This window comes from Erysipelothrix inopinata (assembly GCF_014396165.1).
GTDB lineage: Bacteria > Bacillota_I > Bacilli_A > Erysipelotrichales > Erysipelotrichaceae > Erysipelothrix > Erysipelothrix inopinata.
In genome coordinates this window covers 688,087-705,873 of the sequence record NZ_CP060715.1, presented here as the reverse complement: position 1 = coordinate 705,873, position 17,787 = coordinate 688,087, and the positions used below count along the sequence as shown (strand labels likewise).

Sequence of the window (17,787 nt, the reverse complement as noted above, 5' to 3'; positions counted from 1 at the left end):
ACCTATTCCTTCGCACTAACGTGTACTTTAATTTCACCAACAACTTCACCATAAATTACGACTTTAATTCGCGAAGTTCCAAGATGAGAAATTGGAGTTGATGGTGTAAACTTACGTTTATCAACGATAATATCATGTTCTTTCTTTAATTCTTGTTCGATTTGCTTGGTTGAGACAGATCCAAAGATACGACCATCTTTTCCAGCTTTAATTGAGAATTCAAGAGTAATTCCTTCGAGTTGTTTCGCAACTTCTTTTGCTTTTTCAATTTCAAGCGCAACTTCTTCTTGTCGTTCAATTTTTTGATCTTCTAGAATTTCACGACTTTTATCACTTGCCATAACCGCAAGTTTGTTAGGAATCAAGAAGTTACGTGCATATCCATCCGCAACATCAACAATTTCATCTTTTTTACCAATTTTTTTAACATTTTGTAGTAAGATAACTTTCATATTATTCACTTTCCTTTCGCACATCAACGATGGCTTCTTTTAGCATTTCTGTAATTTCATTAAATGATTTGTTTTTAATAACTGTAGCAGCTCCAGTAAAGTGACCGCCACCACCCAATCTTTCCATAACTAACTGAACATTAAGATCACCTTTAGATCTTGATGAGATAGCAATTGTATCATCATCTACAGAAGCGACCACAAATGATGCTTCCACTTCACGTACCGATAATATTTCATCAGCAGCTTGCGACATTAAGGTTCTTGGTAATGGTTCATCTTTATATGCAGCGATAACGTAATGATCTTCAAAGAGTTCACAGCGACTTAAAATTTTATTTCTCATTTCAAAGTCTACATAATCGTCTCGAAGCATATTTTCAACTTGTGCCAAGTCAGCACCAAATTTTCTAAGTTCTGCTGCAGCTTGGAAAGTACGGCTTCCCGATCTATTTCTAAATCTGTTTGTATCAATAATCATACCCGTATACATAAACGTTGCTTCTTGTTTTGAGATGACAACATTCTTACGATGGTATGGGAACAACTCAACAACCAATTCACTTGCGGAAGAAGCTGAAGATTCAATATAGATAAGTTCAGGCTTGAACTTAAATTCACCGGTTCGTCTATGGTGATCGATTACAATGATACGTTTTGCTTTATGAATCAACTCTGGAGTCTGTGTTTGTTCAAGACTATGGTGATCCACCATAATTACGAGTGTATTATCACCCATCATTGATTTTGCTTCATTTTTATCAATAAAACTGTGTTTTGGTTCAAAGCTTTCACGGTGTTCAGTAATGGCACTTGCTAGGTTAGAATCCGTATCTTCCAGATTGATTACGATATGAGCCTTTTTACCATAAACATCAACTATTGAAGACACTCCTAGAGCTGAGGCAAAACAGTCAAAGTCAGTCATGCGATGACCCACAATGATTACATTGTCTGCTTGCTTTATTCGGTTACCTAAATCCTGCGCAACAACACGAACACGAACTTTCGAACGTTTCTCCACAGCCTCAGAACTACCACCAAAATAGGTAATATCTGATCCCTTAGTGTTGATTGCCACTTGGTCTCCACCACGCGCCTGAGCCATCTCTAAAGCCTTGTTAGACATATCTTCTAGTTCCTTAAGGTTTGTAGACTGTCTTGCAAAAGCTAATGACAATGTGATATTTACATCCATCTCACGAGATTGTTTACGAATTTCATGTAATATTGAGTATCGTTCAGAGACTATATTTTGGTAAATCTCCTCATTCATTACTAATAAATAACGATCTGGTCTAATACGACGAATAAACATATTATGTTTATCTGCCCAACGAACAACAGCTTGTCGAATATTCGAATCAATTAATGCTGTTTGCTGTTCTTCCTCATATTGCGTCGTCTCTTCATAGTTATCCAGATTAGCAATTCCAAGTACAACTGAATTTAATCGGTTTACTCTTTCAAGTTCAGTAAGTTCAGTAATATCCTTAACAAACATAATTTGCTTGTGTCCCATTGATGTGATTTCATAATTATTACCCTTAATGGTCACGGTTGCGAAATCTTTATTACCATCCAAAACACCTTCAGAACTTGGAAAGACATCCACGAGTTTTTCACCAATGCCCTCAATTCCTAATTCATCAAAAATCTCACTCATCCAACTGATTGTATTATCACTATCTAATGTAATAATTCCGATTTTACCATAATCAAATGCGTCTCTTGCTTCAGTTCCCAGTAACTGGGATACTTCAAGAACTCGGCTCTTATGTGTTTTAATAATGTAGTAGAACATAATACAAATAGCCGCAATATTTATTAGTATTAGAATATATTGAACAATGTATAAATATTTGTTGAAGGCGAAGTGAAATAGAACAAGTAATACGAGTTCAACAAATATTAAAGCCATTAATCGAGTCTTCATAGTTTCAAACTTTTTAGTCATAGTAAGCCTCCATGGTTTTCAACTGTAATTTTACCATAAAATCAACTGAGTTTCTATTTTCATCCTTTATGACTTCTTATGTTTGGAAAGCATATTAATAATAAGATTCCCACACATATAAATCACAAATAACTCCATAAGATAGGTTACAAATAAAAGTAAATAAGCAACCAAGTCGACTCCCCAAGTCGCATTAATTCCAAAGGTTTCAAGAAAAGATCTCACTGCTTCAGTAGCGACACCAATTGAGAAACCAAAATATTCCCCGAAAAATAAAACCATTATTATATACACAAATCCCAGTACAATCCCCATAACTGTTAGTAATTTCTTCGTACTTAAGCCTTTCTCCTTAGCCCAAATAAAAGATAACCCTACTAATCCATACCCCGCCATCATCACAACCGTCGGCAACATTCCCGACACGATGACCGAAAGCAATACGATACTTATATAAACAATAATGCTCTCATTAAATGTAAAGAAATATCCATACACCATCAATGGAATTCCTAAAAACGACATAAACAAACCCACAGTTATTCGATCTAAAAACAAGATGATTCCAGTTAATGCCACTGTCATGGCTCCCGAAGTAATACTTCGCGTATTTTTCATTTTAAGACCCTTCCTATAAAAGTAAAATCCTCTCACAAGGAGAGGATATTTTAAAAATTAATTATCTGAAACGTATGGTAACAATGCCATTTGGCGTGCACGTTTAATAGCTGTTGCTAATGGACGTTGGTATTTAGCTTTAGTACCTGTAACACGTCTAGGAATAATTTTACCATTTGCTGAGATGAAACGTTTTAAAAGTTCCACATCTTTGTAGTCAATCGTTTTTACATTATTTTTTGTGAAATAACATACTTTACGACGTGGACCACGGAATTTTTTGTATGACATACTAGCACTCCTTTTCTTTTAGAATGGAAGATCGTCACTGGTTATGTCAAGAACTGGTTCATCATCCACAGAGAATGATGGTTCTGGATCAGCTTGATAAGATGGTTGAAAACTATCTTGTGAAGCCTGCGTTCTTTGACTTTGCGCTTTTGATTCTAGAGATTGTATTGTTTCCGCAACAACTTCTTGAACATAAACACGTTTGCCAGTAGCATCTTCATATGATCTCGATTGAATTCGTCCTTCAACACTTATTAAAGCACCCTTTGATAAGTAGTTAGCAAGAAATTCAGCACTTTTTTCCCAAGCAACACAATTGATAAAGTCCGCTTGTTCTTGTTGTCCAAATCTACGATTGCATGCAAGCGTAAATGAGGCAACTGATTTTCCAGTATTAGTTTTACGAAGTTCTGGGTCTCGAGTCAAACGACCCACTAATATAGTGCGATTAATCATTAATCATCACTCCTTATTTGATTTCGTCTAAACGAACAATCATATGACGAATAACATCATGGTTAATACGTGCTAAACGATTGAATTCGTTGACAGCTTGTTCATCTGATGTAAATGTAGTTACCACATAATAACCTTTTTTAAAGTCATTAATTTCGTATGCTAACTCACGTAATCCCCATTCATCGACTTTATCGATAGTTGCACCGTTATCTGTAAGGATAGCGTGTAGCTTTTCAATTAAAGCTTTGCGACTTTCTTCGTCCAATGTTGGTTTTACGATGTACATTAATTCATAATTACGCATCTGTACACCTCCTTCTGGTCTATGGCCCTTTAGGGCAAGGATATTTATATTTCTTATCCTGAACCATTATAGCAAATGAAATCAAAAGTGTAAACTATAACATCTTTATAAACTATGATCTCATTCACTTAGTCCCTAATTATTTTTTAGAATAAATCGTGTATTTCGAATATCGCCTTTTTCTACCGCAATTTTAGTATCAGAGACAAGGGAAACTATTTCAGCATCATCAAGATTGGTCAAACCTTGCTTAATTGCCTTTTGATAGCAATTTATAATGAGTGAAGTGTTATATGCTTGAGGTGTTTGTGTCATTACAATTGATTCTTTCTCCACAACTGTCTCGAGGTAACCGTCTTTTACTGTGCGAATTGATGCTTTAGGTTGGATTGCCAAAACACATGCTTGCTCAGTTTCCATACGACTAAGAATACGATTAATTAGGGATTGTTTTACCCAAGGACGGACACCATCATGAATCAACACAACATCTTCAGATATTGCTGTTAATCCAATGAGTACACTCTCTTGACGAGTTTTACCACCTTTGACGTAAACAATTTTTCCACTTTCATTTGCAAGGACAACTTTTCTTAAATCCGCAGAGCTTGCTACAATGACAACTTGCTTACAAGCGTCATCATTCAAAAATATGGAAATTGTTTGCGCCAATACGCTCTTCTTATCATTAAACGATGCAAGTGCTTTTTCATAACTTGCTCCTTCGCTTGCTTTTTTTCCTGCCGCAACAATTAAGACTGAATAGTTCATAATACACCTCTTCTTGTCAGTTATTCTAACATAATCATATGTAACTTAAAAGCCAATTCAATAATAAATACCCAAACATGTTTCAAGTCTCTTAAATAATGTTATCAACTGTTGATCATTATCCAAATAAACCAATCCAGAGCAATACAACAAACTCCGCAATATCATACGATATTACGGAGCATTTTATTAAAGTAAACGGACTATTCTCCGACTCTTTTCTTCATATGTGGGAATAAGAGAACATCACGAATTGATGCACTGTCTGTCAACAACATAATAAGTCGATCAAGACCAATTCCGATTCCACCTGTTGGTGGCATACCGTATTCAAGCGCTTCAACATAATCAATATCCATCTCATTTGCTTCATCGTTTCCGAGATCACGTTCTTTAAGTTGTGATTCAAAACGTTCACGTTGATCAATTGGATCATTAAGTTCACTAAATGCATTAGCATATTCGCGACCATCAACAAAGAATTCAAAACGATCTGTAAATCGAGGATCTTCTTCATTTTTCTTAGCTAATGGTGATACTTCTACTGGATGACCATATACGAATGTTGGTTGCACAATCGTTTCTTCACAGAATGTTTCAAAGAATTCATTCACAACATGTCCTAATGACATTTGATGCTTCGCAACTTCAACGCCATGTTCTTTCGCAATCGCTACTGCTTCTTCATCAGATGCAACATTCCAGAAATCAACACCTTTAACTTCTTTAATGAGATCCACCATATGAACACGTTTAAATGGTGCCTCTAAGGAGATTGGTGTTCCTTGATATTCGATTTGTCGTGTACCTAATACATTATCTGCTAGGTAGCCAACTAAATCTTCTGTAAGAGTCATCATATCCTTCATATCTGCATAAGCTACATATGCTTCAATGGTTGTGAATTCAGGGTTATGTTTTGGGCTCATTCCTTCATTACGGAATAAGCGACCGATTTCATAAACACCTTCCATCCCACCAACAATGAGACGTTTCAATGGTAATTCTGTTGCGATTCGCAAGTAGAATTCCATATCCAAAGTATTATGATGTGTAACAAAAGGACGTGCTGCAGCACCGGATAGAATTGATGTTAATACAGGAGTTTCAACTTCTACCAATCCTCTGTCATCAAAGAAGTCACGAATTGCACGCATGATTTTTGGACGCATGAATGCTGTGTTTCTTGATTCCTCATTCATGATTAAGTCTAAATATCGACGACGGTAACGTTCTTCAACATCTTGCAGTCCGTGGAATTTATCAGGAAGCGGTCTTAACGCTTTAGTTAAATGAACAAGATTCGTAGCTTTAACTGAAAGCTCTCCATGATTTGTTCGGAACACAAGTCCTTCAACACCAATAATATCTCCAAGATCTAAATCTTTGAAATATTCAAATTGTTCATCACCAACTGTATCCTTACGGATATACACTTGGATTTGACCTGTCTTATCTTGTAAGTGAACAAAACCCGCTTTCCCCATAACACGTTTTGTCATCACACGACCTGCAACCGAAGTTTCGACAGCAAGCCCTTCTAGTTCTTCTTTACTATTCTCAGCATATGTAGTTGCTAGTTCATCTGCATGTGCTTGAGGTTTAAATCCACTCGCATAAGGATTGATTCCTTTTTCGCGAAGTGCCTCCATTTTCTCTCTACGAACAATTTCTTGTTCTGTTAGTTCGTGACTCATATTCTTAACCTACCTCGCTTTTATAATTTGCAAGTACTTTCCCTAAAGCGCACTTGCCTTAATATACCCATTAATTCTAACACATTTTAAATCTTTGAATGATATTTCTTTCAAAGAATCTTATTAAGACTAATTTTTAGAACGTTCTTCCAACAATTCTTTCAACTCATCTTCCTTAAATGTGTATTTAGTATGACAGTAGTGACACTCAAGTGTAGCACCGTGATCGTTATTGATTAGATCATTTAAATCATCAGCATTTAATGTTTCTAAAACATCCTTCATTTGTGTTCGATTGCAGCCACAGAAGTAAGCGACATCCGTTTCACCTAAAATTTCCACATCATCAAAGAGTGCCTCACAAAGATCTTTTGCTTCATAGTCTATCATCAATTCAGAAACAGGTTTTAAGTTATTTACAACATTTTCAACCATTGAAAGTTCCACATCTGTTGCTGATGGTAACAATTGAATTAAAATTGCTCCAGCCGATTTAATCGTTAAATCTTCATTCACAAGAACTCCGACAGACAATGCCGTAGGAATCTGTTCTGATTGAACATAGTAATATGCGAAATCATCGCCAATTTCTCCCGTTTGTAATTCAACTTGAGAACTGAATGTTGCTGTATCATCATACTGTTGCGTAACTCTTAAGTATCCATTTCCTACAGCACCACCGACATCCAGCTTAGGACTATCTTTTTTAATCATTAAGACATTTGGATTATCGATTAATCCTCTAACAAAACCTTTATTATCTGCATTTACGAGAATATGTTTAATATCGCCATCGCTTTTAATTTCAACAACCATTTTTTCTCGCTCATCTTTCAATGTTGCACCCATTATTGTTGCAACACTCATAACACGTCCTAATGCAGCTGACGATGTTGGATATGTTTGATGTATTTCTTGAGCTCTTGTTACCATATCCGTTGTTTTCGCTACAATAACGCGAACATTGCCACCAAGAGCAAGTGCTCTAACTACTTTATCGCTCATATATATTCTCCTTCAATATTTAACTAAAGCCCCAACATTGTTGGGGCTTTGAAATTAAGCTTCAGTACTTTCTGATTCAGTTGTGACTGTGTCAACACCAAAATCGTTTGCGTCTCTGCCTTCAACGATATTATTAATTTGTTCGGCAGTAATTGTTTCATACTCAAGTAGAGCATCCACAATCTTATCCATAAGTTCTCTATTTTGTTCAACGATGCGAAGCGCTTCTTCTTTCGCTTCATCAATAATTCGACGAACCTCTTTATCAATTTCGTATGCAATTTCACCAGAGTAATTTTGACCCGATGAATAATCACGACCTAAGAATACATTGTCAGATCCGACATCATATTGAATTGGACCTAAGTTACTCATTCCAAATGTAGTAACCATAGCACGTGCAATCTTAGTTGCTCTTTGAATATCATTTGAAGCACCCGTTGAAATTTCATTAAAGTAAACTTCTTCAGCGACACGACCACCTAGTAAACCAGTAATACGTGCTTTAAGATCTGTTTCACTTTGTGTAAATGTTTCAACTTCAGGTGTCATCAAGTTATATCCACCCGCTTCACCACGTGGGATGATTGTAACTTTTTGTACTTTATCTGCAGCTGCAAGACGAATACCGACAATAGCATGTCCAGTTTCGTGAACCGCAACCATGTGACGTTCTTTTTCTGTATACTTCTTAGATTTCTTAGCAGGTCCCATCATTACACGGTCGATTGCTTCATCTAGAAGGTCCATATTGATTGAATCTTTCTTTTCGCGAACCGCTAGAATAGCAGCTTCGTTCAAGACGTTTTCTAAGTCAGCACCCGAGAATCCTGGTGTACGACGGGCAATATTTTCAAGTTCAACATCTGGCGCAATATGTTTATTACGAGCATGAACTCCTAAAATTGCTGTTCTACCTTTAATATCAGGTAATCCGACAGTAATCGTACGGTCGAAACGACCTGGTCTAAGTAATGCTGGGTCAAGTACGTCAGCACGGTTCGTTGCCGCTAGAACAACAACTCCTGAGTTTTCTTGAATACCATCCATTTCAACAAGCATTTGGTTAAGAGTTTGTTCACGTTCATCGTGACCACCACCAAGTCCCGCTCCACGTTGACGACCTACCGCATCAATTTCATCAATGAAAATAACACAAGGCGCAGTTGCTTTCGCTTCTTTAAACATGTCACGCACACGGCTCGCTCCAACCCCTACAAACATTTCCACGAAGTCCGAACCGGAAATTGCATAGAATGGTACATCAGCTTCACCAGCTGCTGCTTTTGCAAGTAGTGTTTTACCCGTTCCTGGAGGCCCAACTAGTAACATTCCCTTAGGAATACGAGCTCCCATTTCTTCATATTTTTTAGGATGACGAAGATAATCAATTAATTCAGTCATTTCTTCTTTTTCCTCATCCGCTCCCGCTACGTCCTTAAAGCGAACTTTAATATCGCCTTGGATCTTAGCACGTGATTTACTGAACTCAAAGGCTTTATTCGTTCCGCCTCCACCCATTTTAGAAAATAGGAAGAACATGAGTCCACCTAAAAGTGCATAGGGAACGATAACCATAAGTCCTTCGACGATTGGATTAACATAGTTTGGGTCAATCGTTTCGTAAGGAACATTTTTTTCATTCAACTTAGTAATTGTTTCATCCAAAATTTGTTCTGATTTTGGCATACGAACAGAGAATCCTTTTTTACGTCCATCTTTTTCGTATGTTCCCTCAACTTCAATCACTGCACTTTTTGCAGTAACTTTCGCTTCGGTTATTGTTTCAGTTTCAATTAATTCGTTATACTGATTTACTGTTAATTTGTTATTTGGTTGATTCGTAAATAATTGAAGCAGTGTAATTGCCATTAACAGTGTTAAAACGGTTAGAATTAAACTATTTTTTTTGCTGTTCTTGTTTTTCAATCGAAATCACTCCTTACTGATATAGTTCATCTTTCAAAATTCCAATATAAGGCAAGTGACGATAACGTTCATTAAAATCCAACCCGAATCCTACTACAAATTCATTCGGAATTTCAAATCCTATAAAGTCAGCGTAAACCTCAACTTCGCGACGTGATGGTTTATCCAATAGAGAAACTACCTTCACATCACTTGCACCCTTGTTTCCGAGTAACTTAATAATTGCTTGGATTGTGTGCCCTGTATCCACAATATCTTCTACAAGTAGGATATTTGTGCCTTTAATTGAACGATCTAAATCTTTTAATATCTTGATATCGCGAGACGTTTCAGTACCTGCATAGCTTGATACATCCATAAAATCATATTCAATATCTAAATCCATATGTTTAATTAATTCTGCAAGGAATGGTACCGACCCTTTAAGTAGTGCAACCAAAACGATAGGTCCTTCTACATCTTTGTAATATTCGGTTAATGTTTTACCGAGTTCCTTACTTTTTTCGACGATCTCAGCTTCTGAAATCAATATTTCTTTAATATCTGCGTGCATACTCAAAAATAGTCCTCCTGCGATACCTATAATTCTATCATAAATAAATTCAGATTGTTAGAGTAATGATGTGTATCACACCCTAATCCCACAACAAACACAACATTACCTTTTTGATTTTCTATCACAAGCCAATTTATCCGTTTATGACGCGGAATTTTTCGATCTATGAAGAAGCGATTCAGCGATTTTTTACCAAATCTCATTTCTATTTGGTCACCGTCTCTAACATTTCTCACGATGATTGGAAAATCGGATTCAGTTAGAAATACACCTTCTATTTTTCGCCCTTCTTTTTTTAATTCATAATTCTCTTTTTTGACATACTCTAGAGAATTATAGGTATCATCTACGACATTTCTTTTTACTATAGCCAACTCTCCATAGCTACAACTCAAAATGAGGTTCCCAAACTCAAACCACGCTTTTTCATTTAAGATTGCACTATCAATCTGATCAATGAACCGCGCAGATATTTTGTGAGTTTCAATGCCATTGTTTGACATCCATTTTCTTAGAACATCTTTTCTAAGACGTGGACCGTGTTTTCTATAATCCACTAACGAATTCACCAACTCCATTTCGTTAGTGGCTTCCATGACTTGACGCTGATAATTTGTGAAGTCTTTTTTATCTTGACGCATGGACTTTATTAAAATTTCTTTTTCAATCGGATCCAAATATGTCAGTTCATGTCTTATTTTATTACGCGCATACTTTAAGCTTGCATTACTCTCGTCGATTCCGTATGTAATATTATTATCATGACAGTAATCAATGAGCTCTTGCTTTGTGTAGCCGAGTAAGGGTCGAACAACTAAAATATTTTTAATGATAGTTTGGTTTGCAATTCCTTTTGTATCACTTGATATACCTCTTTGCTTTTGAAAAATATAGGTCTCCAGGTCATCATCAAGGTGATGCGCGATGGCAACACCTCGTGCACCATATTGCACCACTAACTCTTCAAAAAAATCATAACGAAAATTTCGAGCAAGAGCTTGGAAATTTTCTCCCAATACTTCTTGCTCAAAGTTTTTTACACAAACCTCAATCTTATGTTTTTTGCAGTATGCAACAACAATGTCTTCATCTCTTTGACTTGTTTCTCTTTGATGATAATTAACATGTGCTGCGATACATTTTTTTCCTTGTTTAGAGTATATATCCAAAAGAGCCATTGAGTCTGGCCCGCCAGAAACTCCTACAATCCAAATTTCGTTATCCATACTTAAGTCACCTTGCAATTATTTTACCACAGCTCCCGAAGATATTCCCTCTTTTAAACATTGGCAAATTTCTTTAAACATTCTCGATCGTGGTGAGATATGTCCATTAACCGAAATGATTCGGCATGAGTTTATAAATTTACAATCATTTAAAAATAGCACCGATGGTTTATTTAAACCTTCTACTTTACCAATATAATACAAATGTTCTTTGCCTTCATCAATAACATTTCTAGCCTGTCTCACTGCCTCATCATTAGACGTCATTGGCACAACAAGCAACTTGTGATTAAACTGAGAAACGACAAGTCCAAAATGTTGATAACCTGCTTCGTTAATAAACACTTGACCATACTCAATAAAACAGATATCACCAACTTCAACAGAGATATTCAGAGCATCACACGACCAATATTTCACTCGCTTCATCCGATTGTAGCCACTGACACATTCTTTCCGTTGTTGCCCTTTCGACAAAGACAATAGATATTTCTTGTAGTCGTCAAAATAAGATTCTAAAAGATCACAATGCTTATCTTGATCATATTCGGACAACCATTTTTCTTCAACACGATAACCCATTCTTTACACCCCCAACATTAATTACATGTCAGAAGCATAAATTCCTAATAAAAACTCAAGAAGTCGCATTAGCGGTTCTTGAGTTTCATTTTATTATCCAATAAGTTCTAAGTTTTCCAACATGATTCCTGTACCTTCAGCAACACATGTCAATGCATTTTCCGCAACATATACAGGAATGCTTAATTCATTAGAAATTAATGAATCAAGACCGTGAAGTAATGCTCCACCACCTGTTAAGACAATTCCACGAGTCACAATATCAGCTGATAACTCAGGAGGTGTTTGTTCAAGCACTGTACGACATGCACGAACAACATCTTGAAGACTTTCATGCATTGCATGAGCTGTTTCTTCTGCCTTTAATGTAATTGTGTTAGGAAGTCCTGTAACAAGGTCACGACCACTTACTGAGTAAGAAGTAACTTCCATGTCAGCGATTCCTTCAACTGTTGCTGTACCAATATTTGTTTTGATTGCTTCAGCTGTACGATCACCAATTAATAGTTTGTAAGTTTCTTTGACATATTTAATGATATCTTGATCTAAACGGTCTCCCGCTACTTTAAGGGAAGTACTTGTTACGATTTCTCCTAATGAAAGGATTGCAACGTCAGTAGTACCACCACCTATATCAAGAACCATTGAACCTGTAGGCTTGGAAATATCCAAGTTTGCACCAACTGCAGCTACTTTAGGTTCTTCTTCGATATAAACACGTTTTGCTCCAGCACGGTATGCAGCATCACTGATAGCCTTGCGTTCAACAGATGTGATATTCGATGGACAACAGATTAATATTGTAGGTCTCGAGAATGCACCTTTTAATTTTAATTTACGCATAAAATATTGAAGCATCATTTCTGTAACTTCAAAATCTGCAATAACACCATCACGTAAAGGTCTAATTGCTGAAACCCTCACTGGTGTTCTTCCTAACATTTCTTTCGCTTCTTGTCCAACTGCTAAACATTTCTTTGTTTCTGCATCAATGGATACTACTGATGGTTCGTCAAGAACAACACCTTCTCCACGTACATAAATAAGAATATTGGCCGTCCCTAAGTCAATACCGACTGCTTTTGAAAACATATTTATTCCTCCAATTTCAATTTTCTACATGATATAATTCAACGATAATCCTAAAATGAATTGTGCCACAAGGTATCCAATTCCCATTGATAACAAGAGATAAAGAATTTGAATATGAATCGTATGACCGCGTTTCATAATCTTTTCAAAATCAATGCCACTCAATGCATAACCTGCTAATAAAAAGCATACTAAATAGATTACTATCCTCATGATGTCAATCATTATTATCACCTATATTACTATATCAAAAATAATTGTCGATTTCCACGATAATATTAATGTTTCATTGCATCACATATTAACACTTATTTCGCTTATTCCTAATAAAAATAGAGAGGCTTCTCTCTATTTTAAGATTTCATCAAGATTTTCATTGTCCACAAATCCGACTTGATATCCACAACTACTTAGTAATGTCTTCCCATTCTTAACAATAGCCACAAACGGATACACCTTCGGTTCTCTAAAGTGTCTTCGAACCATCATTTCCTCGATATCCTTACGCCAGGTATCAACAAATAACACATTATCAAAGGAATCTGAGAGTAATTTCAACATCGGATGATTCGTTTCTCCACCATTCAAAAAGATAATCTTAGAACCCGAATTCTTGATTGTTTCTTTTTTGGTAATAAGTTCATTAATAACATGTTGTGTCGGTTCCTCATCTGGATTACCAATCACAAGAAAACCTTTTGGAAGATCGATATCTAAAGATTTCATTAAGTCACTGATATCAATATTTTCTAATAAATCTTCAATAGACACATGTTTTACATCGATATCTAAGTCGCAATCATCCACGATATTTTTCATGACTGCTGTTGCGATAATTGTCCCATTTGGAAGTCTATTTGAAGCAATCGCTAAGTAGCGTCCTTCAACTTTTTTAGAATTATTTTGTAAAATGAAATCTCCTGTATCTTGAAATGGATTGCTTGGTGTCAAACTGACAGTGTATTTAGCCATTTCTTCCGTAAGCTTAACATTAAACTCCGGTTTTCTTTCAATATTAAGATAGTTGCCATCGGTATATATTTCCACAACATTGTTAACGTCATTAAAGCGTGCGGGAATCCCTTTGCTACGACATATTGCAACTATGGTGAGTTGTTTATCAAAATAAGTACCAACATTGTTACGAATCACTTCTGTAAAAGGCATAATCGTATCTTCAACAAAATATTCGGATTTTTCGCTCACACCATTCATAACACTCTTATATATTTCTAGAGGATTGTCTTCGCAATAAGATTCAAATACTTTGGCGTAGGCAACAATGTTTTCATACGCGACACGCGGATTGAGGATGCTCTCTCTAAAAATTTGAATTGGGTATTTTCCTCTATATTTTTCTACGATATCGCAGTGTTCAGCCAACATATTTGCATCAAAATCATACTGATCTTTTTCCGAAAGCAAACTGAGTACTTCTTCGGTTCGAACATCCCCAATTCTTGCTCTAAGTTCTTGAATGTTTTGTGGCTCCACTTTAGTTCGTTGTTCATCAAGTGTCGCAATTCTTTCACGATAACGCTTCAAACCCTCGTTTTTACGTTGAACTTTTCGCTGTGCTTCAACTTCTGTGCTCGACTTAGGTTTCAAATGAAGGTCCTGTGCCTTTTGAACTAGGTCAACATTTTCATCTTCGATTAAAGAATTGTTATTCAAAACAACACTTCGAGTGCTCTCACTAATAGGTTCTAAATAGTGTTTTTCCCCTACTTGAGCATATACAAATGCATCACCACCACCCAATGTAAATACAGCTTTTCCATTAAGTACGGGTTGAGTTACCACTTTCTTTAAGTTTCCATAATTGACCACACAAACACTCACCGCTTTAATTGGTTCTACATCAATTTCCACCTCTACCTCATGAGTACGATTATATCTTTGTATCACGCTGATTTTCTTATAAATTCCATGGTCTTCTAAAACTGGTTCAGGGGTTGGTAAGCTAGAGAATTGGTTTGATTGCACAACGAGTGCTCTTGATGCTGCAAGTGTAAACCACGCAGTATCAAAGTTTTCTTCTGCATCGCCTGCACCAAGATAATGCCACTCACCATTGATATAAACCTCCACCCATGCATGACGGTCATCACTATGTGTCCACCATGGTGCATATATTTGACGTGCAGGTATTCCGTTCGCTCTCAAAACTTGGACTAGAAATGTGGATTTTTCGCCACAACGTCCGGTACCATTTTTATAAGTCAGTGACGCATACTGTGTACGAGCATCTGTACTTCGGTACTGAACGATACCTATCATCCAATAATTAAGCGCAAAAATAGTTTCTTTCAAATCATCGCCAAGCATTCCTTCAGTGAGTCCTCTAAAATATTGTCGACATGCATCAAGTCTTTCATTATTAACTTTGGGTTGTAATACATAGTCATAAAATATTTGATCCGGTATATTTTGATGGTAAGCATCTTTAACTGCATACGTGTTCTCTACAAAATCATCCAGTTCTATTTGAGTAATTTGAACATCTGCTTCTGAAAGATACGCAAGAACATATTTAGCATATAAACTTCTTTCACCATCGTATTTTTTTATATCAATGTGCTCATAAAGATTCTTTCGTAACTCATAATCTCTATTAATGATTGATTCTATTTCTTTGTTCATAATATCCTCTCTTCATAATATAAAACACAGATGTACTGAGGACATCTGTGTTTCTTTTAGATTTGATTGACTGTATCCAGCATCTTCTTGAGTTTTACAGGATCAACACCATCGTAATCGCCAAGTTCACTGTATCCGTAAGATACATCATTCCCTTTAGTAGTAGGGTCTTGGTACCAACCTTTGAACGATCCGTGAAGTTGTGTAACACCACTTCGTTCAATGAGTTCTTTAGCATTCTCAGCATTGACACCCGCGCCAAGGCACAATTCAATTTTATCTCCATATTTGCTTTGAAGTTCTCCTAGTAAATCTAAACCCTCTTGAGCAGTGCTCTTAAGACCACTGGTAAGAATTCGGTCGACTTTACAATCAATGAGTGCTTCAATAGCACTATAAGGGTTATCAACACGATCAAATGCACGATGGAATACTGCTTCGACATCATTTTCGTGACATAAATCTACAAATCTCTTTGTCGTTTCGATATCGACTGAACTGTCAGCGTTTAAAAAGCCAAACACGAGCGCATCCGTTCCATGTTTTATCAAATGTTTTGCATCTTCAAACATGGTTTCGATTTCAAGAGGTGTGTAATGAAAACCTCCCGGACGAACGCGAACCATACTGACAATCGGTAATGTCGTCACTTCTTTTGCTTTAATCAAAGTCGCAATACTTGGTGTTAATCCACCAAGATGAACACCATTATTTAATTCAATACGATGTGCACCACATTCTTGTGCTATTTCACAGTCACGAACTGATCCCGCACATACCTCAATACAATATTTCATGTTAATCTCCTTATCTTGGATGAATCATTGCTTCTGGTCTTAACGCCTCATCAACTTCTGCTTCCGTCATAAGTTTTTGTTCTAATACGATTGCTCGTAATGATTTGTTTTCTTTTAGAGCTTGTTTGGTAATTTCGGATACTTTAGAGTAACCCAAGTACTTAACAAGTGCTGTAGCCATTGCTAATGAGTGTTCCACATAATCATGAACACGATGTTCATTTACTTTAATATCTTGGATTGCATGAACCCTTAAGGTCATACATGCATGTCTTAATATTTCTAACGATTCAAACAAGTTATAGAATAGGACAGGTTCAAATACATTAAGTTCCATTTGGCCTGCCTCTGCTGCCATACTTACCGTCGCATCGTTACCAATAACTTGGAAGCAAACTTGGTTTACAACCTCAGGAATAACAGGATTCACCTTTCCTGGCATAATTGAGCTTCCGGGTTGTTTTTCAGGTAAAAAGATTTCATTAAACCCAACTTTTGGACCGGATGCCATCATTCGAATATCATTACATATTCTCGAAAGACCGATTGCAAACGTTTTTAATGAGGCATGAACATGTGCAAATCCATCAATATGTTTCGTTGCATCAATTAAATCTTCAGCACTTACAAATGACTTCCCAGTGATTCGAGAAAGATTTGTAACAGCATGTTCACGATATCCTGGCACTGAGTTAATTCCTGTACCAACAGCTGTCGCGCCTAAGTTTACGATTTGCATTTCACTTAGAGCATGTTGAACCCGTGATATATCACGGCGCACAACAGATTCATAACTATGGAAGACTTGGCCCATTGAAATTAAAACGGCATCTTGAAGATGGGTTCTCCCTACTTTAATAATAGGTTCAAACTCCAACGCTTTCGCATGGAATGTTTCAGCAAGAAATTCCATTTCTTCTAATAAGAGTTCTCCAAGATTAAGAACGGTTAATTTCCCCGCAGTAGGAATAATATCATTGGTTGATTGAGCACGGTTAACGTGATCATTGGGATGAATGAAGTCATAAACACCAATCGGTTTCTCCACAATTTGCGCAGCACGATTCGCAATGATTTCGTTCACATTCATATTCATTGAAGTTCCGGCACCACCTTGAATTGCATCCGTAACAAATTCATCTTTGAATTTACCACTAATGATTTCATCACAAGCAATTACAATAGCATCCTTACGAACTTGATCTAGTTCGTCCACTTCAAAGTTTGCTAAGGCACAAGCCTTCTTAACTTGTGCTAAAGAAATATACATCATATCATTCACATGACGTCCCGTAATTTGAAAGTTTTGCATCGCACGTACGGTTTGAGCACCATACAATGCATGGCTAGGAACTTTCACTTCACCAAGTGAGTCATGTTCAATTCTGTATTCGCTGTCTCTCATTTT

The 17,787-nt window shown here is 36.5% G+C and carries 18 protein-coding genes; all 18 read right to left on the bottom strand.

What is annotated here, in order from left to right:
• Window positions 1-2: 2 nt before the first annotated feature.
• Window positions 3-452 carry a 50S ribosomal protein L9 gene (rplI, locus tag H9L01_RS03430; RefSeq protein WP_187534633.1) on the bottom strand — a complete coding sequence of 150 codons (450 nt, stop codon included), beginning with the start codon at window positions 450-452 and terminating at the stop codon, window positions 3-5.
• A 1-nt stretch (window position 453) separates the two neighbouring features.
• Window positions 454-2,409: a GGDEF domain-containing protein gene (locus H9L01_RS03425; protein WP_187534632.1), complete on the bottom strand. Its 1,956-nt coding sequence runs from the start codon at window positions 2,407-2,409 to the stop codon at window positions 454-456.
• A 66-nt stretch (window positions 2,410-2,475) separates the two neighbouring features.
• Window positions 2,476-3,027, bottom strand: a complete 552-nt coding sequence (locus H9L01_RS03420; RefSeq protein ID WP_187534631.1) for a DUF2232 domain-containing protein — start codon at window positions 3,025-3,027, stop codon at window positions 2,476-2,478.
• Window positions 3,028-3,084: 57 nt separating this feature from the next.
• Window positions 3,085-3,318, bottom strand: a complete 234-nt coding sequence (gene rpsR, locus H9L01_RS03415) for a 30S ribosomal protein S18 (protein WP_187534630.1) — start codon at window positions 3,316-3,318, stop codon at window positions 3,085-3,087.
• 18 nt (window positions 3,319-3,336) lie between these two features.
• On the bottom strand, window positions 3,337-3,774 hold the full coding sequence (gene ssb, locus H9L01_RS03410) for a single-stranded DNA-binding protein (protein WP_187534629.1): 438 nt from the start codon (window positions 3,772-3,774) through the stop codon (window positions 3,337-3,339).
• A gap of 13 nt (window positions 3,775-3,787) precedes the next feature.
• A complete protein-coding gene (gene rpsF, locus H9L01_RS03405) occupies window positions 3,788-4,081 on the bottom strand; it encodes a 30S ribosomal protein S6 (RefSeq protein WP_187534628.1) in 294 nt (97 codons plus the stop codon).
• A gap of 135 nt (window positions 4,082-4,216) precedes the next feature.
• Window positions 4,217-4,852, bottom strand: a complete 636-nt coding sequence (locus tag H9L01_RS03400) for an IspD/TarI family cytidylyltransferase (RefSeq protein WP_187534627.1) — start codon at window positions 4,850-4,852, stop codon at window positions 4,217-4,219.
• A gap of 203 nt (window positions 4,853-5,055) precedes the next feature.
• Window positions 5,056-6,549: a lysine--tRNA ligase gene (gene lysS / locus H9L01_RS03395; RefSeq protein ID WP_187534626.1), complete on the bottom strand. Its 1,494-nt coding sequence runs from the start codon at window positions 6,547-6,549 to the stop codon at window positions 5,056-5,058.
• Between the two features lie 129 nt (window positions 6,550-6,678).
• Entirely contained in the window at window positions 6,679-7,554 is an 876-nt protein-coding gene (gene hslO, locus H9L01_RS03390) for an Hsp33 family molecular chaperone HslO (RefSeq protein WP_187534625.1), read from the bottom strand.
• Between the two features lie 54 nt (window positions 7,555-7,608).
• Window positions 7,609-9,483 carry an ATP-dependent zinc metalloprotease FtsH gene (ftsH, locus tag H9L01_RS03385; RefSeq protein WP_187534624.1) on the bottom strand — a complete coding sequence of 625 codons (1,875 nt, stop codon included), beginning with the start codon at window positions 9,481-9,483 and terminating at the stop codon, window positions 7,609-7,611.
• A gap of 13 nt (window positions 9,484-9,496) precedes the next feature.
• Complete coding sequence (hpt, locus tag H9L01_RS03380) at window positions 9,497-10,036, bottom strand: hypoxanthine phosphoribosyltransferase (protein ID WP_187534997.1); 540 nt, start codon at window positions 10,034-10,036, stop codon at window positions 9,497-9,499.
• 26 nt (window positions 10,037-10,062) lie between these two features.
• Complete coding sequence (gene tilS / locus H9L01_RS03375; RefSeq protein WP_187534623.1) at window positions 10,063-11,265, bottom strand: tRNA lysidine(34) synthetase TilS; 1,203 nt, start codon at window positions 11,263-11,265, stop codon at window positions 10,063-10,065.
• Window positions 11,266-11,283: 18 nt separating this feature from the next.
• Window positions 11,284-11,847: a hypothetical protein gene (locus tag H9L01_RS03370; protein WP_246449154.1), complete on the bottom strand. Its 564-nt coding sequence runs from the start codon at window positions 11,845-11,847 to the stop codon at window positions 11,284-11,286.
• Between the two features lie 93 nt (window positions 11,848-11,940).
• On the bottom strand, window positions 11,941-12,939 hold the full coding sequence (gene mreB / locus H9L01_RS03365) for a rod shape-determining protein (RefSeq protein WP_187534622.1): 999 nt from the start codon (window positions 12,937-12,939) through the stop codon (window positions 11,941-11,943).
• 24 nt (window positions 12,940-12,963) lie between these two features.
• Window positions 12,964-13,164 (bottom strand): DUF1146 domain-containing protein, encoded by a 201-nt coding sequence (locus tag H9L01_RS03360; RefSeq protein ID WP_187534621.1) that lies wholly within the window; start codon window positions 13,162-13,164, stop codon window positions 12,964-12,966.
• Window positions 13,165-13,287: 123 nt separating this feature from the next.
• Window positions 13,288-15,582: a transglutaminase-like domain-containing protein gene (locus H9L01_RS03355; protein WP_187534620.1), complete on the bottom strand. Its 2,295-nt coding sequence runs from the start codon at window positions 15,580-15,582 to the stop codon at window positions 13,288-13,290.
• Between the two features lie 56 nt (window positions 15,583-15,638).
• The gene (locus H9L01_RS03350; protein WP_187534619.1) at window positions 15,639-16,379 is read right to left on the bottom strand and encodes a copper homeostasis protein CutC; all 741 of its coding nucleotides are present in this window, start codon (window positions 16,377-16,379) and stop codon (window positions 15,639-15,641) included.
• 10 nt (window positions 16,380-16,389) lie between these two features.
• Window positions 16,390-17,784, bottom strand: coding sequence for an aspartate ammonia-lyase (locus H9L01_RS03345; protein WP_187534618.1), 1,395 nt, complete (start codon window positions 17,782-17,784; stop codon window positions 16,390-16,392).
• Window positions 17,785-17,787: the final 3 nt, after the last annotated feature.

Bases quoted from the DNA above. Each gene is read 5' to 3' on its own strand.
- H9L01_RS03400 (WP_187534627.1), bottom strand. From the start codon at position 4,852: ATGAACTATTCAGTCTTAATTGTTGCGGCAGGAAAAAAAGCAAGCGAA.
- hslO (WP_187534625.1), bottom strand. From the start codon at position 7,554: ATGAGCGATAAAGTAGTTAGAGCACTTGCTCTTGGTGGCAATGTTCGC.
- ssb (WP_187534629.1), bottom strand. From the start codon at position 3,774: ATGATTAATCGCACTATATTAGTGGGTCGTTTGACTCGAGACCCAGAA.
- hpt (WP_187534997.1), bottom strand. From the start codon at position 10,036: ATGCACGCAGATATTAAAGAAATATTGATTTCAGAAGCTGAGATCGTC.
- H9L01_RS03350 (WP_187534619.1), bottom strand. From the start codon at position 16,379: ATGAAATATTGTATTGAGGTATGTGCGGGATCAGTTCGTGACTGTGAA.
- rplI (WP_187534633.1), bottom strand. From the start codon at position 452: ATGAAAGTTATCTTACTACAAAATGTTAAAAAAATTGGTAAAAAAGAT.
- H9L01_RS03345 (WP_187534618.1), bottom strand. From the start codon at position 17,784: ATGAGAGACAGCGAATACAGAATTGAACATGACTCACTTGGTGAAGTG.
- lysS (WP_187534626.1), bottom strand. From the start codon at position 6,549: ATGAGTCACGAACTAACAGAACAAGAAATTGTTCGTAGAGAGAAAATG.
- mreB (WP_187534622.1), bottom strand. From the start codon at position 12,939: ATGTTTTCAAAAGCAGTCGGTATTGACTTAGGGACGGCCAATATTCTT.
- H9L01_RS03355 (WP_187534620.1), bottom strand. From the start codon at position 15,582: ATGAACAAAGAAATAGAATCAATCATTAATAGAGATTATGAGTTACGA.
- rpsF (WP_187534628.1), bottom strand. From the start codon at position 4,081: ATGCGTAATTATGAATTAATGTACATCGTAAAACCAACATTGGACGAA.
- H9L01_RS03420 (WP_187534631.1), bottom strand. From the start codon at position 3,027: ATGAAAAATACGCGAAGTATTACTTCGGGAGCCATGACAGTGGCATTA.
- rpsR (WP_187534630.1), bottom strand. From the start codon at position 3,318: ATGTCATACAAAAAATTCCGTGGTCCACGTCGTAAAGTATGTTATTTC.
- H9L01_RS03370 (WP_246449154.1), bottom strand. From the start codon at position 11,847: ATGGGTTATCGTGTTGAAGAAAAATGGTTGTCCGAATATGATCAAGAT.
- H9L01_RS03425 (WP_187534632.1), bottom strand. From the start codon at position 2,409: ATGACTAAAAAGTTTGAAACTATGAAGACTCGATTAATGGCTTTAATA.
- H9L01_RS03360 (WP_187534621.1), bottom strand. From the start codon at position 13,164: ATGATTGACATCATGAGGATAGTAATCTATTTAGTATGCTTTTTATTA.
- tilS (WP_187534623.1), bottom strand. From the start codon at position 11,265: ATGGATAACGAAATTTGGATTGTAGGAGTTTCTGGCGGGCCAGACTCA.